The following is a 23,937-nucleotide window of genomic DNA, read 5'->3' on the forward strand; positions in this document are numbered from 1 at the left end:
TGCGTGACAGCTGCGGCTGCGAAAACATTCACCGCGGACTGACGCCGGCGACCAGGGCGCGACCGGCTAGCGGCGGGCCTTCGCCTCTTCGCCGAATTCGGCCAGCATCTTCCAGAGTTCGCCGAAGATCTCGCGGGCGAAGGCTTCCATGGAAACGCCCTCCATCGAAACGGTTCGCGCGCGCTCCTGCCAGAGTTCGCCGCCAAGGCGCAGCGCGCCGATGACGACGGCCGCAAGCAGGCGCATGTGCGTGCGCACCTGCGGGTCGCCGCCCTTGCGGGCGATCAGGGCCTCGGTCAGTTTCTGCTCCAGCTTGGCATATTTGAGCTGGTCTCGGGCCTTGAGGGCCGGCGTGCGATGGATGAGCTCGGCAAGCGCCATCGCCCGCTCGTCGGCAGACGCGGCTGCGGTGGCGATCAAGGCTTCCTCGACCGCCCTGACGGAGGATTCACCTGACGGCCGAGCGGCAATGGCCGCCATCAGGCGGTCGGCGAAAGAATCCTGCCAGGCGAAGACCACTTCTTCCTTCGACGGGAAATAATCGAAGAAGCTGCGCTTCGAGACGTCTGCCGCCTCGGTAATGTCCTCGATCGTGGTCGCCTCGAAGCCGCGCTCCAGGAAGAGGCCCATGGCCGCCTGCTCGATGCGCTCGCGGGTCTGGCGACGCTTGCGCTCGCGCCTGCCCTCGGCGGCTTCAGGCTGTGGCTTCCCGGTCATTTCCATCAGGTGTCATTCAGTCATCCGCTTCGGAGAAAGCGGCGATCTCCATATCCATTGCGCCGGCGCGATATTTGAAGCGCTCGCGCGAGAGTTCCAGCGGCTTGCGCCGCGAAATCCGGTAGACGGAGGCCGGCGGCAGGTTGCGGACCGTGCCGCCGATGCGCGTCGCCTTCAGGCCAAGACGGTCGAGGATCGGACGCGGCACGGGACAGCGCGGGCCATAGGTGAACTGGTAGAAGGCGCCGCCGGCCCGCATATAGACGAAGGCTCCGGCAAGGATCGAGGCGATCTTGCGCGGCGACATCGACAGCAGCGGCAGGCCGCTGATGACGGCACCGACAGGTTCGCCCTCGAAAATATCGGCCTGCGCCAGATGGGCGGCATCCATCTGCAGGACGCGCGCATCGGGGAAACGCTTCTGCAGCGAGCCGATGAATTCGGGACCGTATTCGATAAGGGTCAGATCGCACTCGCTGATGCCGCGCGCCAGCAGCGCACGGGTGAAGACGCCGGTGCCAGGGCCGAGCTCGATGATCGGACCGTCGAGCGCCGCGATCTCGCTTGTCATGATCCGGGCGAGCGAATCGCCTGAGGGCGCAATGGCGGCAACCCTCAGCGGATTGTTCAGCCAGGAGCGGAAAAAATGCAGGAAATCGGAGCATGCGGTCTTTGCGATCATGATTATCCCACCTGTCTGAAATGCGATTGACTATTGATGCGACGATCGCCCGCAGCATGGCAATTCCAAGGCAGACCCGTCAATCCGCCGTCTCTGCGCATCGTTTTCTCCACAGGGATTTCGTGCATTTTTGTATCTAATGCATTTTTGCATTTAGTGCAACATATGTTCCATTCAAGGCTGCGCCGTTCGCAAGGCCGTTCCAGCCGCAAAGGGCGGGGCTGCCTGCGCAAGCTGCGGCAGGCCCGGCAGATGCGACGGGCCTGCCGCTTGCGGCCACACAGAAACATGCCGGAACGAAAAGGCAGCCATCACGGCTGCCCTCTTTCTCGGTAGGGACGCCCGTCCCCTCGCCTGTGCCTGCATGTCGGCTCAGTAGTTGCAGCTCGAGCTGCTGGTCGGATTGAAGCGCAGGCCGCAATCCATGTTGAGCGGCTTCTTGCGGCTATACTGGTAGGATTCGGAGCGGCCGGAGGCGCCATCGACCGAGCCCGTGGTGCGCGGTTCGTTGCGGGCGTTCGTGCTCTTCTGCTGCTTGACGACCTGCTGCTGCGCCGGGGCTGCGTTGGCGGTTGCGAAAGCCGAAACGCTGACGATTGCGCCAAAGGCGACGGCCACGAGGCCATTCTTCACGATATTCTTCATTTCTTGTCTCCTTGGGAGGATGGCTGGAATTTACGCCAAGGAGCTAGGAAGCGGATTTGTCATATTCTACCGCGCTGCAACAGCACTCACGAATACGTGAGTTTGGGTTGCGCACAAGGAAAAGGCGGCTTTTGACCGCCTTTTTCTTTGCCGGCTCAATAGCCGTTATCGCAGGGCATGCTGCCGGGGCCGATCGAACCGCTAAACGTAGGGTTGCACATAGGCTGGGGCTCCGGCCGGTTCACGGGTTGGCGGACAATCGAGCCCGTGGTGCCGGCCTCGACGCCGAACGCGGCAAGCGGATACCAATAGCCGTCGGAGTGGCGGCGGGTCCCGGGACGTTCCGTGCGGAAGCCATGATAGCCATGCCAATAGCCGGCATGTGCCTTATATTGCACCATTTCCACGTTCGGCGGGACCGGAATCCGGACCTGCTGAACGGGCGCCGCCAGCGCGGGAACGGTAGACGAGAGGGCGAGAAGAGCGCTGAGCGCAAAGGCGGACGGGGCTAGATTAAGCATTTTCATGATAAACCCTCCTTACTGGATTTACGTATGAAAAATGCGTTCTATGCGCGCGAAGTTCCACGATCACACGCGATATCCTACACTCGTGATTGCAGGCGATCCGGCGTGACCGAAAGACACAAAAAATCAAAATTTGCGATTTCTGCGCAAGCCGCAGAGGGCAAGGCTGCGACAATTCGGCAGATGTGCGAATTCACCGTTCTCAATTGGCGTACAAAGGACGGTATCCCTGGCCTGCGATGCAGGAGAGATATTGGCGGTGGGCGGCGCCGCTCGCATTCGTCTCCCGCTCCACGGCATCGCGGTGGCCGGTCAGCTGCGCGCGCAGGTCATACTGCTTGTTGGACTCGTTATACATGGCGTTGGCATCGGACACGCAGAGGCCGTGGGCGATGTCGGGCGGATTGACGGGAGAGGCGACCGCCACGAGCACCGGCGCATTGGCACGGTCGATACAGCCGGCAAGGGCCGCCATCATGACAACGAGACCTGCCGCACCCATCATTCCCGTCTTCATGCAATCCTCCGGCTTCCCGCCTGACACATCCATCGCTTCCGCAGATAGACGCCGAAGGTTGCGCGAAACTAGGCACGGGGACGCGAGGCCATGTTATCGTCTTGCCCGGCAGGCCGGCCTCAGCGCGGACGGCCGGCCGCGGCACACTTGCACCGGAGCTTCGCAATGGCAGCTGTTCAGCAAGAAGAGCCTTCGACCGAGATCCCCACCCATCCCGAGGAAATCAAGTCGGTATTCGACCTGCGCGTGGGGAAGAGCATCGCCTTGCACGCCAGTTTCAGAACAACGCCGGCGGGCGTGATCAGCTCTGGAATTGCGCTCGCCGCCATGACGCTCGCCCTGGGCTACCTCGCATCGTCGATGCGGCGCGGCAGGTAAAGCATTTCCGGCGAGGGTTGCCGCGACAGATTGTCCTTGCCAGCCCTGAAAGCGGCTATGTCGGCCTCATACTTGCGCTCGCGCCGCCGCTTGCGCCAGTAGGCCCAAATCTCCAGCACAATAAAGCGAAGCATTTCCCGCCCCATCGCTGCCATTAGAGTTTCCAAGACGCACCCCGAGATGTTGACCATTTTTCGGGCTGCCAGGCCCGACCGCTACCCTCAAACCGGATCAGGTCGGCGCGGGTCATTGCGCTGATGAATGCCTTTGCCGGCTCTAAAAGCCTCCATATCGACCCCATACTTCTCCTCACGCCGCTTCTCGCTCCAGTTCGTCCAAGCGATGTTGACGCCGAGAACGACGAGCCCTTTCACAAGCGCGCCAAGTGCAGCTTTCAACAGGCAATCCAAGACGATACCCAGTGGTCGAAGTGATGCACCCCGACAACTATCTGGGGAATGGATTGCGGCAACACCAGGGTTTGATTGAAAGAAAAAGAATGGGAAGCTGTCGAAGGTAGATACCGGCTTCCCTGCCCAATCGTTGAACGAACCACCAGCCACCTTATTTGATGACGGCAGCCATCGAGACAGGACCGTGATGCGTAGATTGTGCATATGCCCTATGAAGAAGGAACGCTGATCGTCTTCGATCTTGTTAGCCACATGGCAGCCGTCAGTTTTCGTGATCCGCTGCAACAACTAATGCATCGTCGCATGGTCCGGTAACGTGTTTCCGTGAAGGTGAAATGAATGCGCCCTGCCCGCGGAAAAACTCTAGGCAGTTCCCAAGAACTCCGTCCCATTCCAGTATCGAAAGTGGGACCGAATGCGCGGATAGCTGTTTAACTAAGATATCGGCTTTAAACGAAAAGACGAGGGAAGTGGCGCACCCGAAGAGCGCGTCGGGAATGGAATGCGCCCTTCAAGAAACCGATAATATCCCGGATATTTCAATGCCTTACTGCCAATCCGGCCTTCGATCCAATTTGCTCGTGTGGACTTCATACGGCTCCAAATGTGGACCGCAATTCAAAGATAATCCGACAGAGTGATTAGATCAATCTCCACCACCTGTAAGAATCGGCATATATGTGCGTGACGACGCCATGAGGGAAGCCCAAGCAAGCATTTACATCGTAGGAGGGATCATGGGGGAAGCGTCTGACGCATATAAGCTAGCAACGGAAGCCGGACGGGAGGCCACCAAGCAGCTTCTTGTGGTCACGGGCGGGATGCTGGCGGGCTATCTCGCCTTCATGGGACGACCTGAAACCGCCAAAATCCTTGACGTGGCTTGGGCAAAGTTTGTCATAGCGACACTGTTCTTGAGCCTATTCCTTGGGGCATTATCGCTAGGCTTGGGCTATCTGATGCACGCCGCCCGATCTCGGTTTCTCCAGCAAGGAAACTCCAGAGACCAGACCGCAGAGCGTCGTTGGGAGCGGGCCGCTGTCGTGACAACCTTGGGGGCGTTCTTTTTGCTGTTTTTCGCCATCCTGACGATTGTCGTGACAGCATATTGCTAGCCACAAGCACGTTTCTATTTGACGGAAAAATTCGAGGCCCCAACCTCGACAGGTGAGGAAGCGCAATACCCCCCCGTGGCCCCTTCCGTCCCACCGTCCGTAGACCGCATGGTGCCGCCCTTTAGCCCCTGCCGCTCCCGGCCCATCGGTTCCACATTCATTCTACTTTCGCGCCACGATCCTTTGTTCATTTGGGTATACCCATGCGGAACCATTTGCAGACTGGTTCGATATTGCCTCATTGACAACCCATAGCGAACCGAATATCAAAGAACCATCCAAATCGAACCGATGGAGGGTTTCAGCATGTTTGTCCGCGCATATCTTAGAGCCTCGACAGCCGAGCAGGACGCCAGCCGCGCAAGGGCGGACCTTGAGAGGTTTGCCGATGAGAAGGGCTTGAAGATCGCCGCCACCTATATCGAGAATGAGAGCGGGGCCAGCCTCAAGCGCCCTGAACTGTTCCGCCTTCTGGCCGACTGCAAGCCGGGGGACGTGATCTTGACCGAACAAGTTGACCGCTTGAGCCGCCTGAACGCGGAGGACTGGGAACGCCTCAAGGCCGAGATCGCCGCCAAGCGGGTTCGCGTGGTCGCCCTAGACCTACCAACGTCGCACCAGTTGGCGCAGTCCGGGGGCGATGAGTTTTCCGCCCGTATGCTGGACGCCATCAACGGCATGATGCTCGACATGCTGGCCGCTATCGCCCGCAAGGACTATGAGGACCGCCGCAGAAGGCAAAAGCAGGGGATTGCCAAGGCGAAGACGGAAGGCGTCTATCGTGGGCGGCAGGAGGACGTGAAGCGCAACGCGGGTATCGTGAAGATGCTCCAGAACGGGCAAAGCTGGAGCAGCATAGTTGCGGCGACAGGTTGTTCACGCTCGACACTCTCACGGCTGGCGAAGCGGGTTAGCGCGGGGGAGGCATAACCATGACGATTGCGGAAATCATCATGTCCGGCCTTTGCTATGTCACTATCGGCGGAATGACGCTGGCCGGAATATGGGGCGTCTACGACACGTTCTTCCGGTGGCAGGGTCTGGCCCCGCCCATAGCACCCTCCGCACCACCTGTCTCACCCTCTACAGGCTCCGCCCTCGGATCACTTCCGGGGGCTTTTTCATGCCCTCACACTCCCCGAATGTCTTTGTAACAATTCGTGATCGACATAGAAACCGTCCCACTATCGGCACCATCCGTTGTCCGTATGTCGCCCCTTCCGATGCCTCCCTTGGCTTTCCCATTCCCACTATCGGAAGGGTTTCGACAGGGGGTGAAAATCGTCCCATTATCGGGACTAAATAATTGTTTTCAAACATGAAAGTTCCATCCATGCTCCGGCTGTCCAATCGAAACGAACAGGGGAATAGGCCCCTACAGCAAAAGGAACCACGGATATGCAGAACCAGATTTTGAACCACTTCGCCACCATCGCCAGCGGTGCAACCGCCGCTGACCGGGCCTATAATATCTCCACCTTGGCCGAATTTCTGAACACGTCCATCCGCGCCGTATTGGAAGCCGGGGAAGACGAGAACACAACGGCGGAGACGGTGGACGCCCTGGCAACTTCGGTTGAGTTTCTAATGTGCGCCCTTCGGAGCGCCGCTTGGGGCCACAGCGAGGCAGACCGGGAGCTTTCACAGCCGATTGAATGGGCGGCGTCCAAGCTGGAGGAGGCGTTCAAGATCGGCGGGGGACGGTTGCCCGTTCCGAGTGATGTTGTTGAAGGACTGGCTTGCGAGGTTCTGGCGCTGAACTGACACACACCCGCCCGACGCCGTTCAAGGGTCTTGAAGCCTCCGGTTCGCCTCCGGGGGCTTCTCTTTTGTCCTGTGAATGGCCGGAGGGAAGGCGGATGGTCCCGGTATCTTCATTCCCTGAAAATTTTCTGGTCACAGATTTGGTCACAAATTCACGCCTTGTTCGGACGTAACCGTTTGAAAATCAATGCTTCGCAAAAGACATAAATATGAATTTGTATAGCAGAAACAAAGGCTTGATAAAGTTTCCGTATTGACGGATTTCGTATCCGCGTCTATAACCCGGCTCATGAGGTGTTCAGCCTCTCCGGTGCGGCGGCACTCTCCGCCGAAATGAAGCCCGCTGGCGGTAGTCGCAAGGAGGTTCTCCGGCACTATCAGCACCAAGCCAGCATAACCCCCACAGCACCGGCGGCAAGCCGGACGGTCCCCGTGACGTGTTCACGGGCCGGAGACGCATGTTTTCCCTTCGATCCCTGACGAGGCTCCGGGCGGGGAAGACGTGTCTCCAACAGGTTCCCGCGCCGGGGACTTGGGTTCTTTGACATCGTGAATAGGGAAACTCGCCAAGGCCCGAAAGGGGACCGGGCGGGGCCGGGAAAGCTCGCCGGTTAGCAAGGTGTCTTGCGAAGATGAAACAGAGCAGAAATGCACCACAGGCAGCAATGCCTAAGTTTTAATCTTCCCGTCCCTGTGTCCGTAGGGGCGGATACGAGAAAAGGAAAACACCATGTCGAACAATGACACAAACTCCATTGATCGCGATGCCCTTATGCTGATTGCCGGGACTTCAATCGCCCATATCGCAGACGCAATAGAGACGCACAGGTTCACCGATGAGGCCCTACGCTCCGACCCCAATGGAGCCGCGTTCGGCACCCTTCTTGCTCTTGCCGAGGACCTACACCGCGCCGCTCGCGATCTGGCAAACGGCGACGATCTTTCGTCCCCGGAAGTCCTCGCCTCGCTTCAAAACGCGGCGGAAGGTGTCTCCCTGATTTCCAGCTTCGCCACGGCACGGGCCAGAAAGAGGAACCTCCATTGACGGCTCGCATTTGCGCCGCTCCCCATTGCCAGAACCCGACTTCCTCCAAGTTCTCCCCGCATTGCCGACGCCATAAGTCCATGCTCCGCCGACACGGCGCGGTGAACCAAACCGGCATCGGAAAGGGCGAACTTAATCCCTACCTTGCCCGCGTCCGGGAGAGGATCGACAAGAACCCGACAAGCCCCCTATGGCCCGCGCTGGAAAACGCATGGGCCACTATCGTCTCCGACGCGAACGCTGTCGCGGAGAAGCGTGTCGGCAACCGCTATGAACGTTCCGCCGCCCGCGAAATCCTCAACATCAACGCGGACGCTCCGGCTCGGGAGATCGTCGTCACCGCCCTCGCCATGTTCATCATGTGGCGGGAACGCCCCGGACGATTTGCCGACGACAGGGCCTTCCGAATGCAGCTTGCCCGCCGCGTGAGGGCGCTTTCCACGCGCCACCGGGGGAGCCGCTATGTCCACGCCACCGGGCAGCAACAGGCGATCTATCGGGAAATGACGCCGAAAGCGGGAGCGATCCTTGGGCATAAGCTGGCGCTGGCTTTCGGAAGCCCCGGTATTCAGTTGGCCGAATTGGAGGAACGGGAACGCCGAGCCGCCGAGGAGGAGAAACAAACCATCATCAACGCGATAAAGGAACTGAAATAACCATGAATAGGACCGAAATGGCGGCTCCATCCGAAGACATTGTTGCCGCGCTTGCCGCTTCCGATAGCTATTCCTCACCGCTCGCACCGCGCACCTCTCAAAAAGGTCATGCCTTGTTTAATGCCCTCAAGGGCGGCAAGAAGGCAAAGCCGAACGTGACCGCCGCCGTGAAACTGGCCGAGGAACTGGAAGCGCACCTCATAGCCATCCAGCGCCAATGCCCCGCCCAACAGAAGCCATTCGTGGAACCGCAGCACCGGGCTTCTAGAGGAGAAGACGACGACCTCCCCAGTCTCCTCGGGTCCGCGTCACGGGATGCACGTTATCTCAAGCAATTGACCTCCGGCGGATGGGGAATGTCTCGCAACGTTGTCGAGCCCCTACGTGTCGTCCGGGAGCTTCGGCCAAAGCTGGCGACCATCCAAGCCCGTTGGCCGGAATTGCAGGTCGAGGAGGAAGCCATTCGCTTGACGCCCGTTGTCCGGGATAAGGAGGCGGAACAGGCCGCAGAGGAGGCTTTCCGGCGGCTCAAGGATGCTGTGAAGGCAATGCCGGGGGCTGTCCTGTGACGGCCTATCACGACCAACGGGCGGCGGAGGGAAAAGACGTTCCTCCCAAGGAAATCCGGGGTTACTATGCTTTTTTCCGGCCCTTTGAACCAGCGCCGCCATATCCTTCGCCCTTCATTTCCCCGCTCGGGAAACAGGTCATGGGCCTTTTGGAACGCCTTCGGGAAGGCCGCAAGGGATCACCAACGCGACAGGTCAGTGCGCCGCGAAAGGCCCGAACGCGCCGGGAAGGGGAAATGACGCTGACCGAGTTTGGCGCTCATATCGGCGTCGGCCCTCGGGAGCTACGGAAGAAGCTCCTCTCCTTGGGGCTCCTCCAAACGGAAATTGAGGTTCGGGAGCGGACAAACCGAGGACCAGAAATCCGGCATATCTCACGTCTCACCCCGTCAGCCATCAAGGAGGGTTTGGGGAGGCGTCTGGAACCGCGTTCCGGTCCTGCATATGACGTGCTGACCCGCAAGGGACAACAATGGGCGGATGAACGGCTTTGCCGACAGGAAGGACAGAAGTCCAATCAGCGGCACCTAGTCCGTGATCGTGTCTGCCTCCTGTTGGGTCAGGGCATGAAGCAGTCGGAGATTTCCCGCATCATGGGTATCAGCAGACAAGCGATTTCGCGTCACGCCAAGCGGCTTGCGGCGTAATTTGTCAACCAAAGTCGGTCTTCGCTATAATAAGAAAACCACGATTGTTGCTCACGCGGGCTGACACCAAGGATGATGACCTATTAGGGTTATGTCGGATGTTCTGGCTGACCTTGGAACAAGGTCCATCAGAAGCGGAAGACACGGGGACTAATCGCTCTACTTGATCCGACGAGGACGGACGGCGAGAAGCCGAACGGCCAAGACACCCTCTTATTGGCTTCGCCAAGGTGTTCTCGCCAACGTCCTTCATAACCTTGTTGTCTTCGGGCGGAGCGCCGCCCTCCGTCGTCTTTCATTTTCGTGTCGCATCCGCTGGAGGGTCTCGAAACACCTTCCTCCCCATGCTCCGCATCATCGCCCGAAGGTTCCACGAGACATGGCGTTCCGTCCTCATGTCTTCCTTCGCTGTCTTCCGGCCATTGGCTCCGCCCGATGCCGCTTCACTCCAACCGAAAGGCCCCCATGAACAATCCACAGAACCAACCGCATATCCTGATTTACACCGATGGCTCTTGCCACGGAAACCCCGGTCCCGGTGGGTATGCCGCCACCCTCCGCCGCATCACCGCCGAGGGCAACGAATTGAAGTGCCACAAGGTCAGCGGTTTTGACCCGACCGAAACCACCAATGTCCGAATGGAAATGACAGCCGTGGCGTCGGCGCTCGAATACCTGAAACCGGATGAGCCACAGCCCATAATCATCCGCAGCGATAATAGCATGATTCCGGACGGCATGACCAAATGGCTCCCCGGATGGATCGCCAAAGGGTGGCGCAAGGGCGACGGAAAGCCCGTCCTGAACCGGGACCTATGGGAGCGGATCATTGCCGCTGCCGAGGGCAAGGCGATCACTTGGGAATGGGTCCGGGGCCATGCCGGTGATCCGATGAACGAGGAAGTAGACCGGCTTGCCGATCAACAGAAGGAATTGGCGCGGCGGAAAGCTGCCGAAATCATGTTCGCGGATTGATCGGCCCCGACCGCATCCGAACCTTTCTTCCCACCGCCCCTGTTCGTACCACGGCAGGGGCGTTTCATTTCCACATTCTCTAACATCGGCCATCGCGCCGTGAAAGGACACACTGGCATGAATAGCCTTGCGCACTCACCACGCATTACGATCCACACGGGCTCCGCTTGCCTCGACAATCCCGGTCCCGGCGGATGGGGCGCAATTGTCTGCTACTGGCACGGCGACACCCTCTATGAACGGCTTGAGCTATCGGGCGGCGGATATTCCACGACAAACAACCGCATGGAATTGTCGGCGGCGCTTACCGCTCTCGCCTATGTCACCGACATGGCGGCGCTGGCCGGGGCCGCTGGCATAACGGGGGAACGGGGTGCGTTCGACACCGCCGCCCCCATGGTCCTCTACAGCGACAGCGAATATGTCGTCGGCGGCTTCTCCGAGCCGGACGCGGGAGCGGAAAGCCCGGAATTGCCCCGGCACGAACGGGAGGCAGGTGAAAACCGCGACCTATGGGAAGAACTTGACGCCATTGTAGCGGTTGCGCCCATCACATTCCAACGGGTGCGCGGTCATATCGGGGACCTCCAGAACAAAGCGGCGGTTGCCATCGCCCGCGCCGCCATTCCCGCCGCCCCGTGACCCGCACATATCGCCTTCCCAACCTAACCACCATCACGGCCCCTGTTCGTACCACGGCAGGGGCGTTTTCATTTCCAGCATATAGGAGAACTGAATGAACGACCGCGCCCGCTATGCAATGGGCTTCTTCATCAAGCGTGGTTGGTCGCCGCACCAAGCCGCAGGGATCGTTGGAAACCTCATGGCGGAAAGCGGTCTTCGACCAACTGGTGCCGTAGGCGACAAGGGCACCGCTTTCGGAATCGCCCAGTGGCGCAACGAACGCCTCGCCAATCTCAAGAATTTCGCCGCCCGACAGGGCACCGACTGGACGGACTTCGACACCCAGTTGGCTTTCGTGGATCACGAACTCAATAGCTCCGAACGTTCAGCCGGGGATCGCATCCGCGCCGCAGCCACGGTTCAGGAAGCCAATGACGGAATGATTATGTTCGAGCGTCCGCAGGGCTCCAATCGCGGTGCCCGCTTCGCCCACAACTACACAGGCCGTCTGAATTACGCCCATCAGGCCCTCTCGGGGTTCGATGGCGGGACCTATTACTCCCAAACGGCGGCTCAAGACCTTCCCGAAATCAGGACGACCGAGAACGATGTCGTCATGGCACCGTCTCCGCAGACTTATGTGGAGCGGAATGCCAACCCTGAACCACAGGGGTACGGCTTCATGGAGGGCGTCGGGGCCAACCTACAGAGCTTCGGCATCACCTCCCATCTGGATCGCTGGATGGGCGAGAGCGGAGCCGACCCCAACTTCATCATGGGCGAGGACCGGGCTCAACACCTGACCAAGACCTACCCCTCCCAGTACCACGATTTCCTCCTTTCCTCGGGCTCCGAGTTCAACCTTCGCAGCCGGGAGGATTGGGTCAAGGAAGACATGACCCGTCAGGCCCGCATGGGAGCCACAGGAGGGGTCTCTAACGTGGCCCAAGGGCTGACGGCCGGATTGGTCGATCCCGTCCCGCTCGCCATCGGCGTGGCAACAGGCGGTCTAGGAAGTGCGGCAGTCGGCGGAGGCCGGGTGGCCCAAATGCTCTACGGGGCTGTCTCGGGAGCGGCCATGAACGCCACCATAGACTACGCCTCCAAGGGGATCACCGACAATCCCTATGCGGACCCGCTTATGTCCGGTGCCATGGGGGCGGTATTTGGTTCTATCGGGGGCGCACTCACACGCGGTAAGCCCTTCTCCCGCGACTGGGACGCCCTGATTGAGCATCAAGCCGCCATTCGGCAAGCGGCGATAGATGGAAGCACCCCGGAAGAAGTGTTGCGAAAATGGGCGAAGTCCCGCTCCAATTTTCTGGCTTCCGTTCGCGCCGGAGAAGCTGCCGTCCCTATTTCGACAGGGGGCCACGTTGGGGCCGCTCGAAACCCACGGGCCGGAGATGACCTCATCGGAACGGACGCCGCATATGCGATTGAAATGAGGGACGAAAGCGTACCCCGTGGATACGGCGGCATTCTCCGGCAAGATGTTACCGGGCAAATGACCACCTCTAATAACCCTCTGGTGCGTATTATCGGGGCGAACCTCTTTGAAGAAACGGCGGGCTTCACAGACTACAGCGTTGTCCCCGATAGCGTTAACTCTCGGTTTACTTCCACAAACCGAATGATGACCGGAAACTTCAATGCCGAGTACCTTCCGGCCCGGTCTTCTTACATCAAGGAGGGTGGACTGGCAAAACTAAATATTATGGAACAAGCGCGACGGGGGGAGGAGTTCGATGCCGCTGTGACGGACTATATACTTTCAGCCAGTCAGTCCGTCGATGCAAATCCCCATGTGGTCAAAGCCGCCGCCGCGTTCCGAAGGGGCATGGCGGAGTTCGCAAAGCAGATGAACGAAGTGGGGCTTTGGCAGGGACCAGCGGACCCGAATTATGTCCCGTTGATTGCCGACCACAATTTTATCTCGCATCTGGATACGCTCATCGGACCAGAGACGATGGAGAAATTCTTCAAAGCAGCGATCAAAGACCACTCGCCCCACATATCCGATGAAATCGCCGCCAAAATGGCGAAAGGGTATTGGGCCAACATCCGCGCCGCAGGTTATGGGATCGAAGACAACTTTTCGAAATCTCTTCACCTGAATGACAAGGAGGGCTTCAAGAAGGCGTTCCATGAGACTTTGGACGCCCGCAACCTTCTGACTGACAATGAACTTGAAGAGGTGTTTTCCCTCTTGTCCGGGATGATGGACGGGGCGAAGCAATCCGAAGGGGAGGCATCCCACGGAATATCGCGGCTCAAAAGGCGAACCTTGATGAATTACAACTTCAAGGCATCCGTCACACTGGACGATGGCTCTACAATGGAGCTTCGCCCCCGCGACCTATTCGAGAAGAATGCAGGTGTAATCTTCCACCGCTATTCCCGCAGCATGTCGGGCCGGATCGAATTTGCCCGCACCAAGATTTTCAACCCGGATAACGGGGAGATTATCGTGAATGGGATCAAATCCGAAGGGGACCTTGACCGGTTAATCAACATGGTCCGGGAGAGCTATCGGAAAATGCCGGGAACGCTGGCCGACCACAGAGACGATATGAACAACGCGATTGAGAATATCGTGTTCGGCTGGAAGAAGATCAATGGTATTCCGGTTTATGGCTCCGAGAGTGCGGCGGCGCAATGGGTGAGAAGGATCAAGGATAGCCAGTTCATCCGCCTAATGTCCAACATGGGCCTCAATCAGGTTCAGGAAACGTGGAAGCAACTGTCCCTCATCGGGTTCCGTGCTTCTGTATCGCAACTCCCTTCCATTCGGGAAATGGTGCGGGGCGTTGCGTCGGGGCAATATAGTCCCTCGAAGTTGGCTCAAGAAATAGAGGCCATGACAGGCATAGGCATGGACAACCTATGGAGCCGTCATGCGCTTCGCGTGGAAGACGACCGCATAGGCGCAAGTCAGGGCGGGGCCTTCACTCGTGGGCTGGATAATGCGTTGGAAATGGGGAAACAGGTAACTGCCAAGATTTCCTTGCACCAACAAATACAAGCCTTCCAACAGCGATGGACCGCAAAGTCCATCATTCAGAAGATGGCTAACATGGCCCGGAAAGCACGGACGGCGGAGGGGGAGTTTGACCTTGACAGGCTCAACCGTCGCGAACGTGACCGGCTGGCATCAACCGGGATGGGGGATGACGACCTAAAGGCGCTGTTCAAGAACCTCCTTGAACACGGGGAGTTCGACGGGGATAAGGTGGTGGGGATCAACACCACAGCTTGGGACCCCGCCACTGTCAGCAAAACCCGCGTCTTCCTCAACAGGTATACAGACCGCATCATTCAACAGAATGACTTTGGAGCTCTTTCCAAGTGGATGAGCAAACCTGTTCTGTCCCTGTTCACCCAGTTCAGGACATTTGTGTTCGGGGCATGGGCGAAGTCGACGCTTTGGTCAATAAATCACGGGGTGTTTTCCGATCCTCGAATGGTGGTCATGGTGCTTGGGGAGCTTGCTATGGGGGTTGCTACCTACATAGTCCGTCAATCGGGCCAGTTAGCGACGGAAGACGGGGCCGAGAAGTTTTGGGAGGAGTACACGGACCCCTACAACCTCCTCAAGAACGGGTGGTCGCGCACGGCAACAGCCTCGGTTCTCCCAATGTTTGCCGATAGCCTCCTTTTGTTCGGACCCGGACGGGTGGAGATTAGCGGGACCGAGTACAATTTCGGCCCGCAGTTCGGCAACGCCCGTTCTTCGGGGTCCCCGACCGATGCCTTCCTCGGGTCTCCCGCTGTTGACCAGATCAAGAGCCTAGCGCAATTCAGCAAGGGGGCGCTTGGATCGGCGCTTTCGGGGGAACCCATGACACAGGGGGCGATTAAAGCAGGGGTACGCGCCTTGCCACTTCCGGGAAATTGGATGCCGTTGTCAGTGGGCCTTTCGGCGCGGATAGAGGATTTGCCGGAGAAGTGAAAAATGGGGCTCCGCAGGGGCAACTTGCGGAGCCCATAACTACACCGAGAATAGATTATCCATATAGTTCCGCGTTAAGCCGTTGCATGGCACCCGACATAGACTTGTGTTCGCTGATGAAGGCAAACCTCCCGGAAGACATTGAACGATAAAGCCTATAAAATGCCTTTTCTCTTCCGAAAAAGCCCGTACCTTGGAACGTTTTGACAATGCGAAACTCAACACGGGCGTCCGCGCTATACACAGGGACCCACCCGCCCGCCAGCGCCAATCCGAGGTATTCACGCCTCTCGTCTGGACTATGCGGGAAAAACTCAAGGGCGAATGAGGATAGAAATGTCCGTTTCCCCCGTTTCAGCCATAACGAGGCTATCATGTCTTCCACGGCATAGGCTTCAACAATGGTCAGGGGCAGCGCACGTTCCACCTGCATAACGTCATCAAACGACACCGCTTGAGATTGGACGTATGCTTCCAAGTCGTGTGGGATTTGTCCATTAAGCAGCATTTGTTCCTCCGAATTTTCTATATCCCGAGAGCCGCCCTCACGGCCTTCGCCGCCGCTTCTAGCCGCGCATCCGGGCCACCATACCGCTCGCTCATGCCACCCTTGGAATGACCTAGAACGAGATTGCGGTCAAACTCCTCGACCCCTGCCCTGATTAGCCGGTCTTCCATCGTATGCCGCAGGGAATGGACGGTGATCTTAGGATCAGCCGTCACCTTGCGGATATGCTTCATGAGCGCGTTAGAGGCGTGGGTGGCGTCCTTTTTCCCTTTGCCCCTGCCACCCTTGGTTTTCAGGACACCGGCATATTGGACAAAGAGATAGGGGCCTCCGCCCGCAGCCTCTACGGCTTCTCTGGCGGCTTTCAGGGCATCGCCTATCAACGGCACCCGCCGCGCCGACCCTTGGTTCTTGACCCGACGATGCTCCCGGAAGCCTACGTCTAGGAAGGGGATCGGGGCGTCTAGCTTCACGTCCTCGACCAGCAGCGCGGCAACCTCCGCCAACCGGCATCCGGTTCCCTCAAGCATCCGCCATAGTTGCCACAGATCGGCCCCCGCGTGGGTTGATATGGTGCCATTGATCGCCGGAAGCATGTCCTCCGGGATCGGGTGCCGCTCATCCACCGCAAGGGTTTCCATCTTGATCGGAAGACCATTGAAGGGGTTGCCGACATTGCTCATGTCGTTCTCCCGGAGACCGAGGTTCACCATGGACCGGATGTCGGCAATATACCGCTTCACCGTTCCGGGCTTCATATCCAGATCACGGAGCATATGGTCCCGGACCTCACGGGCATCTTCACGGGTCAGCTTGTCGAGCGGCCTACCGGCCTCGACCGCATGGGCCAGAATGTCCATGACACGTTCAAGCCGGAGTGTCCGCTTGCTCTCGTTTATATCGCCCTTGACCTTTTCCTTGAGATAGAGCCGCTTCGCGTCCTCGACAGTCGGGACAGGCCGGGGAAGGTTCCCCCCGTTCGCCACCAGATTGATCGCCCGATGTTCCACAGGATCAGCGACACCCCGCGACAGGGCGCTGTCACGAATCACGTCAGCGGCTTCGGGATCGGCTCCGGTCAACGCACGGCCACCGACATAGACCTTCATGTCAGCCAGTTCAGCGGCCCTTAGTTCGGCCATGCGGTGCAACTCAAGTGGCGTCGGGGTTTCTCCGGCGCTCCGCCCTCTCGCTTCCTCGATCATCCGCTCATAAAGCGCATCGACCTTCATGTAATTTTTGAGGGCTTCGCGTTCCGTCTCGCCCAAGAGACGCTTGAACTCATTCCTTCCGATGATCGCGGCAACGTCTTTCGGCACCCTGCGTCGGTAGTGAAATGTTCCCGCCTTGGTTCTGATAACACGCTTCAAAGTTAACCCCATTGCGTACCTTCCGTGGACCCGAATGTGGACCGGAAAGATTGCGAAAGGCTTGAAACTATTGGGATTTAAGGATTTTCTTGAAGGAAATGGCGCACCCGAAGAGATTCGAACTCCTGACCCCCAGATTCGTAGTCTGGTGCTCTATCCAGCTGAGCTACGGGTGCGCTTGCAGAAGCGGCCGTGCCGCTTGCGTGGGCGGTTCTCTAAAGGGTCCTTTCGGACAATGCAAGAGCAATCTGAAAAAAATCGCGACTTTGGTCCAGCAAAGCTCCCTTGCGGAAATTGCATCACTTTTCGGCGTGGGAACGGCTGCGGTAATCTTCGAGCGAAACCGGGCGATCGGGAATTTCGATGCGGAACTGGGTGCCGACCGACGGCTTTTCCACAAGCGCGATCGTGCCGCCATGCGCCAGCACCAGCTCGCGGGCGATGGTGAGGCCAAGGCCGGTGCCGCCGGAGCGGGCCGAGCCGCGGAAGGCGGCAAACAGGTTCTGGCGCGCCTTCAGCGGCATGCCGGGGCCTGTATCGTCTATCGTGATGCTGACCACGCTGCCGACGCGCTGGGCTGATACGGTGATGCGCCTGACGATGCCGGCCCCCTGCTCGCCCGGCGAGGTGAGCGCCTGCAGGGCGTTGCGGCAGAGGTTGTGGATGATCCGGAACAGCTGTTCGCTGTCGGCATCGACTTCCAGCTCCGGCGCTATCTGCTCGACGAATTCGACGCCGGTCTGCGGGTCGATGGCGAGGATATCCTTCACCTCCTGGATCAGCTCATAGAGGCGGATGCGGCGGCGGCGCGGCGGCGATTCGGTTGCCTTGCCGTAGGAGAGGACTTCGGTCGTATAGCCCACGGCGCGGTCGATCGTGCGCAGGAGCTTCGGCGCGAAGCTCTTGACCATGGGATCGTCGACATCGACGAGGCGGTCGGACATCAGCTGGGCGGAGGCCAGGATATTGCGCATGTCGTGGTTGATCTTGGAGACCGCGAGGCCGAGAGCCGCAAGGTTCTTTTGCTGCTTCAGCGTCTTCTGCAGCTCCAGCTGCATGGAGGTGAGATTGCGGCCGGCAACGGCCAGTTCGTCGCGGCCGCCATCGCCGACATAGACGTTCAGCGGGTTTTCCGGATCGGAGGCAAACTGCTGCATGCTGCCCGTCAGCCTGCGGATCGGGCGGATGAGAATGCGGTTAATGGAGAAGAAGATCAGCGTCGCGGTAAAGAGCGAGATCAGCACCGACAGAAGCAGCACGTTGCGGGCATAGACGAACATCGCCTTGCGCAGGGGCCGGTCCTTCATCACCACCTCGACGCCGGTCCTGGTCTCGCCCACCGCCCCATAGACGCGGATCATGCGGTTGCCGCCGAAGATCATCGTGTCCAGCGCATCGCGCATCGCCGTCAGCGGCGGGATATTGCCGAGATCGTAGGAATCGTCGACCGAGGTCGGCATTTCGCTCATGGCAAGCAGGCGGGAGGTGCCGTCCTTGCGCAGCACGATCGCCTTGGTGCCGGTTGCCTCCAGCGTCTCCTTCTGCAGGGCGCGCGGCAGTTCCACCGGCTGCAGGCCATCGATGACGATTGCGGCAGCCGCGGCCGTATTCAGCCGGTCTTCGAGCCAGCGCACGCGCATGCTGGCGATCGAAGGGAAGAAGATCAGGATTTCCGCCAGCATGATGAAGAAGACGGTGAGCCAGAGCAGCTTGCCGGACAGGCGGCTGAACATGCCGGCACGCGGATAAGAAGCCCTGGCAGCCTCACCGGCCGCGATATTTTCCGCTTTGGAAGTCTCGCCCTGGTCTTGAACCGGCATCTCGTCTTGTCCGTGCGGCGAAAGGCCGCCATCAGAATAAGCTCTTATATTAGACCACAATGCCCCGCTTTCAAATCTTTGCGAGGAGCGGCAAGTCGTCACAAACGAAAACGCCGCCCGCAGGCGGCGTTCCGGATGCGTTCATGACGGCTGTCAGAATTCTTCCCAGCTCTGCTCCGCAACTGCGGCATTGCCGCCGAAGGCGCGGGCGACGCGGCCGATCGCACGGCGCGCCGGAGAGGCGACCGGCTGGTGATGCTGCTGGCGGGCAACGGCAACGGGCGCCTCGTTGGAAAGCTTGAAGCGGGCGATGAGGCGCACGAGGCCATCGGCTTCGGCCGAGAGCTTGTGGGTGGCAGCCGAGGTTTCTTCGACCATCGCTGCGTTCTGCTGGGTCACCTGGTCCATCTGGTTGACGGCGGTGTTGACTTCCTTGAGGCCGGTCGACTGTTCCTTTGCGGCCGTCGCGATCGAATGGATATGGTCGTTGATGGCGATGACCCGTGTCTCGATCTCGGCAAGCGCCTCGCCCGTCGCCTGCACCAGCTTGACGCCGACCTGCACTTCATCGCCGGACTTGGTGATCAGCGCCTTGATGTCCTTGGCGGCGGTCGCCGAGCGCTGGGCAAGCTCGCGCACTTCCTGGGCGACGACGGCAAAGCCCTTGCCGGCCTCGCCGGCGCGGGCCGCCTCGACGCCGGCGTTCAGCGCCAGAAGGTTGGTCTGGAAGGCGATTTCGTCGATGACGTTGATGATCTGGCTGATTTCGCGCGAGGCCTGCTCGATGCGGCCCATGGCATCGACGGCGTTGCGGACCACGACGCCGGAGCGGCCGGCATTTTCCTTCGCCTCGGAAACCATGACGGTCGCTTCCTGGGCGCGTTCGGTCGAATTGTGGACGACGGCCGTGATCTCGTCGAGCGCGGCGGAGGTCTGCTCGAGCGCGGCGGCCTGCTGTTCCGTGCGTTTGGAGAGATCGTCGCTGGCGTTGCGCAGTTCGTTGGTATTGCCGTTGATCGCTTCGGTCGTCTCGCGCACCTCGCGCATGGTCGTCTGCAGCGTGACGAAGGTGCTGTTGACGTTTTTCTGCAGTTCGGCGAAGGCGCCCTGGAACTCGCCGCGCATGGTCTGCGTCAGGTCGCCCTCGGCAAGGCTTGCGATGACGCGGCGGGTTTCGTCGACGCCGGCATCGACGCTCGACAGAAGCGTGTTGATGTTGCCGGCGAACTGATTGAGGCTTTCGTCCTCATAATCCTTGTTGATGCGATGACTGAAATCGCCGGCGGCAGCGGCGGCGACGACGACGGACATGCTGGACTGCAGGTCGTCGCTCTTGGCGCGCATTGCCGCTTCCTGGGCGTTCATGCGCTGGATGGCAAGGCCGTTCTCCTTGAAGACGGCAACGGCGGCGGCCATTTCGCCGATTTCGTCCTTGCGGCCGGCATAGGGAACCTCGACCTGGAAATTGCCGTCCGCGACTTCCTTGATGGCGTGCGTCACCTTCTTGATCGGCCGGCTGAGATGGCTGGTGCCGATATAGAAGCCCATGCCGACGCCGGCTGCGATGCCGATGCCGGTGATGCTGAGCACCAGCATCAGGATCCAGCTGCGGAAATCTTCGATCTCGTCGTTGACCGCCGTCAGTTCGGCCTTGTCGGTGGTGACGATCGCGTCGATCTCGGCCTGGAAGGCCTTGCGGTTGGCGCGGTTGGCGTCGTTGTTGCCCTGTTCGTTGGCGGCCTGGGGACCGACCTGCGTGCCGAGGCGGGCCGTCTCGGTGCGGAAGGTGCGGAATTCCTTGGCGCGGTCCACGAGCTTGACGAAGGACGCCTTCTGGCTGTCGGGAACCAGCGGCGCCCAACCGGCGATGACCTTGTCGATCTCGTCCAGATCGGCCATCAGGCCCTTGGCGAAGGCCGGCGTATCCTCGATCGTCTTTGCCGCATAGATGCCGCGCGATTCCATCACGACGGCCGTGACGAAGCGGTTGAGGCGCTCGCCGGCATAGGCGCGGGCGGCGGCATGTTCGTATGCCGTCAGGTTCTCATTGTATTCGCGCATCGCAGAGAGCGCGGTGGCGCCGATCAGAAGCGCGACGCCGCCCATGACGGAAACCAGAAGATTGATCTTGCCGCGAATTTTCAACGCACGCTCCCTCGCTTTGCACGGGGCCGGAAAGCAAATTCCCAGCCGACAGGCAGAAGATCGGGTAAATTCGTTAATGTTGTATTTCGAATATTAACAATAGCGACTACAAAAAATTACCCATATTTACTGTAGCCGCCGGCCCTTTTCGCCAATGACCGAGCATCTTCAAGGAATAAAAGTTGCGGCTGAAAGCTTTTGCGAACCGCGGGGCGAACTATACAACCAGATAGGGAGAAGGTGCATTCGTTAACACCGGAATGCGAAATCTTGCCATCCCGCTCTGTGAATCATCGAATCTGGCTACGTTAATTGACTTTGGAAAGCTTCATCCGTATAAGCCGCCGCACGTCCGGTCATTCAAGGTCTTTTGCGACCTCGCCCGTTCGAAAAACAACGCTCCTTGCATCATGCAAACTCAAGAAGGGCCGCACTCCGCGGTGTTTAAATAAATGAAGCGTACCTATCAGCCCTCGAAGCTTGTCCGCAAGCGCCGCCACGGTTTCCGTGCGCGTATGGCCACCAAGGGCGGCCGTAAGGTCATCGTTGCCCGCCGCGCACGCGGCCGCAAGCGTCTTTCGGCCTAAGGCCGGAATTGCCCGATAGAATATGACGGGCGGCTTGAAGACCAAAGAAGACAAAAAGATTGTCGGGCGGCTGAAGAGCCGCCCGCAATTTCTTGCAGTCCGCGAAGGCGAAAAGCGCCGCGGCCCCCTCTTCCTTCTCGAGGTCCTGAACCGCAGGCAAGAGGACAGCGAAGCCCGGGTCGGCTTCACCGTTACCAAAAAACATGGCAACTCGGTCGAAAGAAACCGCATGCGGCGGCGCCTGAAAGAGGCGGTGCGGCTTCATGCAGGGTTTGCAATGCAGCCCGGACACGACTATGTGGTTGTCGCCCGCAGGGACGTATTGACGGCGTCCTTCGAAGAACTGGCCGCGGAACTGAAAGCCCGCGTGGAAACCAGGCCGAAACACCGGCGCCCGAAAGACGAGCGCCCCAGGAACGTATGATGGAAAACAACCGCAATTACTTCATTGCGATCGCTCTCTCGGTGCTGATCGTCCTTGGCTGGCAGTTCCTCTACATGAACCCGCGCATCGAGGCCCAGCGCAAGGCTCAGGAAGCCCAGAAGGCACAGCAGCAGACCGAGCAGACGCAGCAGCCGGCAGCCGGCAGCCAGGGCGCCCAGACGAGCGGCGCTGCCCCGACAGGTCAGGCCGCGGCGACCGCCACTCTCGAAGAAGCACTTGCGAAGACGCCGCGCGTTGCCATCGACACGGCCGCGCTTTCCGGCTCCATCAACCTTGCCGGCGCCCGCCTCGACGACCTGAAGCTCAAGGCCTATCACGAGACCGTCGACGACTCGAGCCCGATCATCACGCTCTTCTCGCCGGCTGAGACCAAGGACGGCTATTTTACCGAGCTCGGTTACATCGGCAGCGACACGACAGGCGCCGTTCCCGGCCCGTCCACCGTCTGGACCGCCCCGGAAGGCGCAAAGCTCACCGAAAAGACTCCTGTCACCCTGACCTATACCAACGACAAGGGCATCACCTTCGCCCGCACGATCTCCGTCGACGAACACTACATGTTCACGGTCACGGACAAGATCGAGAATGCCGGCCAGGCGCCTGTCTCGCTCTCCTCCTACGGCCGCGTGACGCGTTACAACAAGCCGACGACGCCCTCCGTCTACGTTCTGCACGAAGGTTTCATCGGCGTGATCGGCGACGACGGCCTGATCGAAAGCAAATATACCGCCGTCGAGAAGGAAGCGGTCACTCCGGCGAAGTCCACCGGCGGCTGGCTCGGCATTACCGACAAATACTGGGCGGCGACGATCATCCCGCCGCAGCAGGCCGCCTATGAGGCACGTTTCTCACACTTTACCGACGGTCAGCCGCGCTACCAGGCCGACTATAAGAACGACGCATTCACGGTGGCGCCCGGCCAGTCCGTCGAAGTGAAGAACATGGTGTTTGCCGGCGCCAAGGAAGTTCCCGTCATCGACGGCTACGAGGCGAGCTACAACATTCCGCGCTTCGACCGCCTGATCGACTGGGGCTGGTTCTATTTCATCACCAAGCCGATGTTCAAGCTGATGGACTTCTTCTTCCGCTACTTCGGCAATTTCGGCGTGGCGATCCTGTGCACGACCATCGTCGTCAAGGCGCTGTTCTTCCCGCTCGCCAGCAAGCAGTACGCCTCGATGGCGAACATGAAGCGCGTGCAGCCGAAGATGGAAGAGCTGAAGGCCAAGTTCGGCGACGACCGCATGGGGCTGCAGCAGGCGATGATGCAGCTCTACAAGGAAGAGAAGATCAACCCGATCGCCGGCTGCTGGCCGGTGGCGCTGCAGATCCCGATCTTCTTCTCGCTCTACAAGGTGATCTACATCACCATCGAGATGCGCCACGCCCCCTTCTTCGGCTGGATCAAGGACCTTTCCGCGCCCGATCCGACGACGATCGTCAACCTGTTCGGCCTGCTGCCCTTCGAGGCGCCGACCCTGCTGCATCTCGGCGTCTGGCCGCTCATCATGGGCATCACCATGTTCGTGCAGATGCGCATGAACCCGACCCCGCCCGACCCGACGCAGGCGATGATCTTCAACTGGATGCCGCTGGTCTTCACCTTCATGCTGGCGAGCTTCCCGGCCGGCCTCGTGATCTACTGGGCCTGGAACAACACGCTCTCGGTGATCCAGCAATCGGTGATCATGAAGCGCCACGGCGTGAAGATCGAGCTCTTCGACAATCTGAAGGGCCTGTTCAAGCGAAAACCGGCGCCATCGAAATAGTCGAAAAGCCCTGCTTCGGCGGGGCTTTTTGTTTCGGGCCGCGCAAACGCGCAGGCGCGCGAACCTT

General features: G+C 59.6%; 25 protein-coding genes and 1 tRNA gene. 14 read left to right on the forward strand and 12 right to left on the reverse strand.

Annotated features, from left to right (window positions below; translation table 11 throughout):
• Positions 1-66: 66 nt before the first annotated feature.
• The 5 genes from ACU8HS_RS06970 to ACU8HS_RS06990 all read right to left on the reverse strand — a co-directional run bounded on the left by ACU8HS_RS06970 (position 67) and on the right by ACU8HS_RS06990 (position 3,088).
• Positions 67-717: a TetR family transcriptional regulator gene (locus ACU8HS_RS06970; RefSeq protein ID WP_377313841.1), complete on the reverse strand. Its 651-nt coding sequence runs from the start codon at positions 715-717 to the stop codon at positions 67-69.
• Between the two features lie 16 nt (positions 718-733).
• A complete protein-coding gene (locus ACU8HS_RS06975; protein WP_447015653.1) occupies positions 734-1,399 on the reverse strand; it encodes a class I SAM-dependent methyltransferase in 666 nt (221 codons plus the stop codon).
• Between the two features lie 372 nt (positions 1,400-1,771).
• On the reverse strand, positions 1,772-2,044 hold the full coding sequence (locus ACU8HS_RS06980; protein WP_447015654.1) for a hypothetical protein: 273 nt from the start codon (positions 2,042-2,044) through the stop codon (positions 1,772-1,774).
• A 155-nt stretch (positions 2,045-2,199) separates the two neighbouring features.
• Positions 2,200-2,571, reverse strand: a complete 372-nt coding sequence (locus tag ACU8HS_RS06985; protein ID WP_112565448.1) for a cell surface protein — start codon at positions 2,569-2,571, stop codon at positions 2,200-2,202.
• Positions 2,572-2,773: 202 nt separating this feature from the next.
• Entirely contained in the window at positions 2,774-3,088 is a 315-nt protein-coding gene (locus tag ACU8HS_RS06990; protein WP_112565445.1) for a hypothetical protein, read from the reverse strand.
• Between the two features lie 165 nt (positions 3,089-3,253).
• Between ACU8HS_RS06990 and ACU8HS_RS06995 the strand changes: the two genes are divergently transcribed.
• Positions 3,254-3,466: a hypothetical protein gene (locus tag ACU8HS_RS06995; RefSeq protein WP_447015655.1), complete on the forward strand. Its 213-nt coding sequence runs from the start codon at positions 3,254-3,256 to the stop codon at positions 3,464-3,466.
• On the opposite strand, the gene ACU8HS_RS07000 is transcribed toward ACU8HS_RS06995, so the two are convergent.
• Positions 3,433-3,621, reverse strand: coding sequence for a hypothetical protein (locus tag ACU8HS_RS07000; protein WP_447015656.1), 189 nt, complete (start codon positions 3,619-3,621; stop codon positions 3,433-3,435). The two genes, ACU8HS_RS06995 and ACU8HS_RS07000, sit on opposite strands and share 34 nt — an antisense overlap.
• Before the next feature lie 66 nt (positions 3,622-3,687).
• Entirely contained in the window at positions 3,688-4,167 is a 480-nt protein-coding gene (locus ACU8HS_RS07005; RefSeq protein ID WP_447015657.1) for a hypothetical protein, read from the reverse strand.
• 449 nt (positions 4,168-4,616) lie between these two features.
• Between ACU8HS_RS07005 and ACU8HS_RS07010 the strand changes: the two genes are divergently transcribed.
• From ACU8HS_RS07010 to ACU8HS_RS07055, 10 genes are all read left to right on the forward strand, one after another.
• Entirely contained in the window at positions 4,617-4,994 is a 378-nt protein-coding gene (locus ACU8HS_RS07010) for a hypothetical protein (RefSeq protein WP_447015658.1), read from the forward strand.
• Between the two features lie 306 nt (positions 4,995-5,300).
• Entirely contained in the window at positions 5,301-5,924 is a 624-nt protein-coding gene (locus tag ACU8HS_RS07015) for a recombinase family protein (protein WP_447015659.1), read from the forward strand.
• Positions 5,925-6,392: 468 nt separating this feature from the next.
• Positions 6,393-6,758, forward strand: coding sequence for a hypothetical protein (locus ACU8HS_RS07020; RefSeq protein WP_447015660.1), 366 nt, complete (start codon positions 6,393-6,395; stop codon positions 6,756-6,758).
• 730 nt (positions 6,759-7,488) lie between these two features.
• A complete protein-coding gene (locus tag ACU8HS_RS07025) occupies positions 7,489-7,803 on the forward strand; it encodes a hypothetical protein (protein ID WP_447015661.1) in 315 nt (104 codons plus the stop codon).
• The gene (locus ACU8HS_RS07030; protein ID WP_447015662.1) at positions 7,800-8,459 is read left to right on the forward strand and encodes a hypothetical protein; all 660 of its coding nucleotides are present in this window, start codon (positions 7,800-7,802) and stop codon (positions 8,457-8,459) included. The genes ACU8HS_RS07025 and ACU8HS_RS07030 overlap by 4 nt, the downstream gene beginning before the upstream one ends.
• 2 nt (positions 8,460-8,461) lie before the next feature.
• On the forward strand, positions 8,462-9,028 hold the full coding sequence (locus ACU8HS_RS07035; protein ID WP_447015663.1) for a hypothetical protein: 567 nt from the start codon (positions 8,462-8,464) through the stop codon (positions 9,026-9,028).
• 236 nt (positions 9,029-9,264) lie between these two features.
• Positions 9,265-9,675: a hypothetical protein gene (locus ACU8HS_RS07040; RefSeq protein WP_113425273.1), complete on the forward strand. Its 411-nt coding sequence runs from the start codon at positions 9,265-9,267 to the stop codon at positions 9,673-9,675.
• Positions 9,676-10,140: 465 nt separating this feature from the next.
• Positions 10,141-10,650, forward strand: coding sequence for a ribonuclease H family protein (locus tag ACU8HS_RS07045; protein ID WP_447015664.1), 510 nt, complete (start codon positions 10,141-10,143; stop codon positions 10,648-10,650).
• A 117-nt stretch (positions 10,651-10,767) separates the two neighbouring features.
• Positions 10,768-11,292, forward strand: a complete 525-nt coding sequence (locus tag ACU8HS_RS07050) for an RNase H family protein (RefSeq protein ID WP_447015665.1) — start codon at positions 10,768-10,770, stop codon at positions 11,290-11,292.
• Between the two features lie 94 nt (positions 11,293-11,386).
• Positions 11,387-15,226: a phage tail tip lysozyme gene (locus tag ACU8HS_RS07055; protein WP_447015666.1), complete on the forward strand. Its 3,840-nt coding sequence runs from the start codon at positions 11,387-11,389 to the stop codon at positions 15,224-15,226.
• A 55-nt stretch (positions 15,227-15,281) separates the two neighbouring features.
• On the opposite strand, the gene ACU8HS_RS07060 is transcribed toward ACU8HS_RS07055, so the two are convergent.
• The 5 genes from ACU8HS_RS07060 to ACU8HS_RS07080 all read right to left on the reverse strand — a co-directional run bounded on the left by ACU8HS_RS07060 (position 15,282) and on the right by ACU8HS_RS07080 (position 21,069).
• On the reverse strand, positions 15,282-15,734 hold the full coding sequence (locus ACU8HS_RS07060; protein WP_447015667.1) for a hypothetical protein: 453 nt from the start codon (positions 15,732-15,734) through the stop codon (positions 15,282-15,284).
• Between the two features lie 17 nt (positions 15,735-15,751).
• On the reverse strand, positions 15,752-17,104 hold the full coding sequence (locus tag ACU8HS_RS07065; protein ID WP_447015668.1) for a tyrosine-type recombinase/integrase: 1,353 nt from the start codon (positions 17,102-17,104) through the stop codon (positions 15,752-15,754).
• A 99-nt stretch (positions 17,105-17,203) separates the two neighbouring features.
• Positions 17,204-17,280, reverse strand: a tRNA-Arg gene (locus tag ACU8HS_RS07070).
• A gap of 123 nt (positions 17,281-17,403) precedes the next feature.
• Positions 17,404-18,924 (reverse strand): ATP-binding protein, encoded by a 1,521-nt coding sequence (locus tag ACU8HS_RS07075; RefSeq protein ID WP_447015669.1) that lies wholly within the window; start codon positions 18,922-18,924, stop codon positions 17,404-17,406.
• A gap of 153 nt (positions 18,925-19,077) precedes the next feature.
• Complete coding sequence (locus tag ACU8HS_RS07080) at positions 19,078-21,069, reverse strand: methyl-accepting chemotaxis protein (RefSeq protein ID WP_447015670.1); 1,992 nt, start codon at positions 21,067-21,069, stop codon at positions 19,078-19,080.
• 452 nt (positions 21,070-21,521) lie between these two features.
• On the opposite strand from ACU8HS_RS07080, the gene rpmH reads away from it, so the two are divergent.
• The 3 genes from rpmH to yidC are packed head-to-tail and all read left to right on the forward strand — an operon-like array spanning position 21,522 to position 23,870.
• Positions 21,522-21,656, forward strand: coding sequence for a 50S ribosomal protein L34 (gene rpmH, locus ACU8HS_RS07085; RefSeq protein ID WP_016552555.1), 135 nt, complete (start codon positions 21,522-21,524; stop codon positions 21,654-21,656).
• A gap of 22 nt (positions 21,657-21,678) precedes the next feature.
• The gene (rnpA, locus tag ACU8HS_RS07090) at positions 21,679-22,080 is read left to right on the forward strand and encodes a ribonuclease P protein component (protein WP_112705064.1); all 402 of its coding nucleotides are present in this window, start codon (positions 21,679-21,681) and stop codon (positions 22,078-22,080) included.
• Positions 22,080-23,870 (forward strand): membrane protein insertase YidC, encoded by a 1,791-nt coding sequence (gene yidC / locus ACU8HS_RS07095; RefSeq protein WP_112705065.1) that lies wholly within the window; start codon positions 22,080-22,082, stop codon positions 23,868-23,870. The genes rnpA and yidC overlap by 1 nt, the downstream gene beginning before the upstream one ends.
• Positions 23,871-23,937 lie beyond the last annotated feature (67 nt).

The sequence above is a fragment of the Rhizobium sp. KDH_Rht_773_N genome (assembly GCF_052946295.1).

Excerpts from the sequence above, each read along its gene's own strand:
- ACU8HS_RS06970 (WP_377313841.1), bottom strand. The coding sequence starts at position 717 with ATGACCGGGAAGCCACAGCCTGAAGCCGCCGAGGGCAGGCGCGAGCGC.
- ACU8HS_RS07055 (WP_447015666.1), top strand. The coding sequence starts at position 11,387 with ATGAACGACCGCGCCCGCTATGCAATGGGCTTCTTCATCAAGCGTGGT.
- ACU8HS_RS07020 (WP_447015660.1), top strand. The coding sequence starts at position 6,393 with ATGCAGAACCAGATTTTGAACCACTTCGCCACCATCGCCAGCGGTGCA.
- ACU8HS_RS07015 (WP_447015659.1), top strand. The coding sequence starts at position 5,301 with ATGTTTGTCCGCGCATATCTTAGAGCCTCGACAGCCGAGCAGGACGCC.
- ACU8HS_RS06995 (WP_447015655.1), top strand. The coding sequence starts at position 3,254 with ATGGCAGCTGTTCAGCAAGAAGAGCCTTCGACCGAGATCCCCACCCAT.
- ACU8HS_RS06985 (WP_112565448.1), bottom strand. The coding sequence starts at position 2,571 with ATGAAAATGCTTAATCTAGCCCCGTCCGCCTTTGCGCTCAGCGCTCTT.
- rpmH (WP_016552555.1), top strand. The coding sequence starts at position 21,522 with ATGAAGCGTACCTATCAGCCCTCGAAGCTTGTCCGCAAGCGCCGCCAC.
- ACU8HS_RS07035 (WP_447015663.1), top strand. The coding sequence starts at position 8,462 with ATGAATAGGACCGAAATGGCGGCTCCATCCGAAGACATTGTTGCCGCG.
- ACU8HS_RS07045 (WP_447015664.1), top strand. The coding sequence starts at position 10,141 with ATGAACAATCCACAGAACCAACCGCATATCCTGATTTACACCGATGGC.
- ACU8HS_RS07025 (WP_447015661.1), top strand. The coding sequence starts at position 7,489 with ATGTCGAACAATGACACAAACTCCATTGATCGCGATGCCCTTATGCTG.
- ACU8HS_RS07010 (WP_447015658.1), top strand. The coding sequence starts at position 4,617 with ATGGGGGAAGCGTCTGACGCATATAAGCTAGCAACGGAAGCCGGACGG.
- ACU8HS_RS06975 (WP_447015653.1), bottom strand. The coding sequence starts at position 1,399 with ATGATCGCAAAGACCGCATGCTCCGATTTCCTGCATTTTTTCCGCTCC.
- yidC (WP_112705065.1), top strand. The coding sequence starts at position 22,080 with ATGGAAAACAACCGCAATTACTTCATTGCGATCGCTCTCTCGGTGCTG.
- rnpA (WP_112705064.1), top strand. The coding sequence starts at position 21,679 with ATGACGGGCGGCTTGAAGACCAAAGAAGACAAAAAGATTGTCGGGCGG.
- ACU8HS_RS07040 (WP_113425273.1), top strand. The coding sequence starts at position 9,265 with ATGACGCTGACCGAGTTTGGCGCTCATATCGGCGTCGGCCCTCGGGAG.
- ACU8HS_RS07050 (WP_447015665.1), top strand. The coding sequence starts at position 10,768 with ATGAATAGCCTTGCGCACTCACCACGCATTACGATCCACACGGGCTCC.
- ACU8HS_RS06990 (WP_112565445.1), bottom strand. The coding sequence starts at position 3,088 with ATGAAGACGGGAATGATGGGTGCGGCAGGTCTCGTTGTCATGATGGCG.
- ACU8HS_RS07060 (WP_447015667.1), bottom strand. The coding sequence starts at position 15,734 with ATGCTGCTTAATGGACAAATCCCACACGACTTGGAAGCATACGTCCAA.
- ACU8HS_RS07075 (WP_447015669.1), bottom strand. The coding sequence starts at position 18,924 with ATGCCGGTTCAAGACCAGGGCGAGACTTCCAAAGCGGAAAATATCGCG.
- ACU8HS_RS07000 (WP_447015656.1), bottom strand. The coding sequence starts at position 3,621 with ATGGCAGCGATGGGGCGGGAAATGCTTCGCTTTATTGTGCTGGAGATT.
- ACU8HS_RS06980 (WP_447015654.1), bottom strand. The coding sequence starts at position 2,044 with ATGAAGAATATCGTGAAGAATGGCCTCGTGGCCGTCGCCTTTGGCGCA.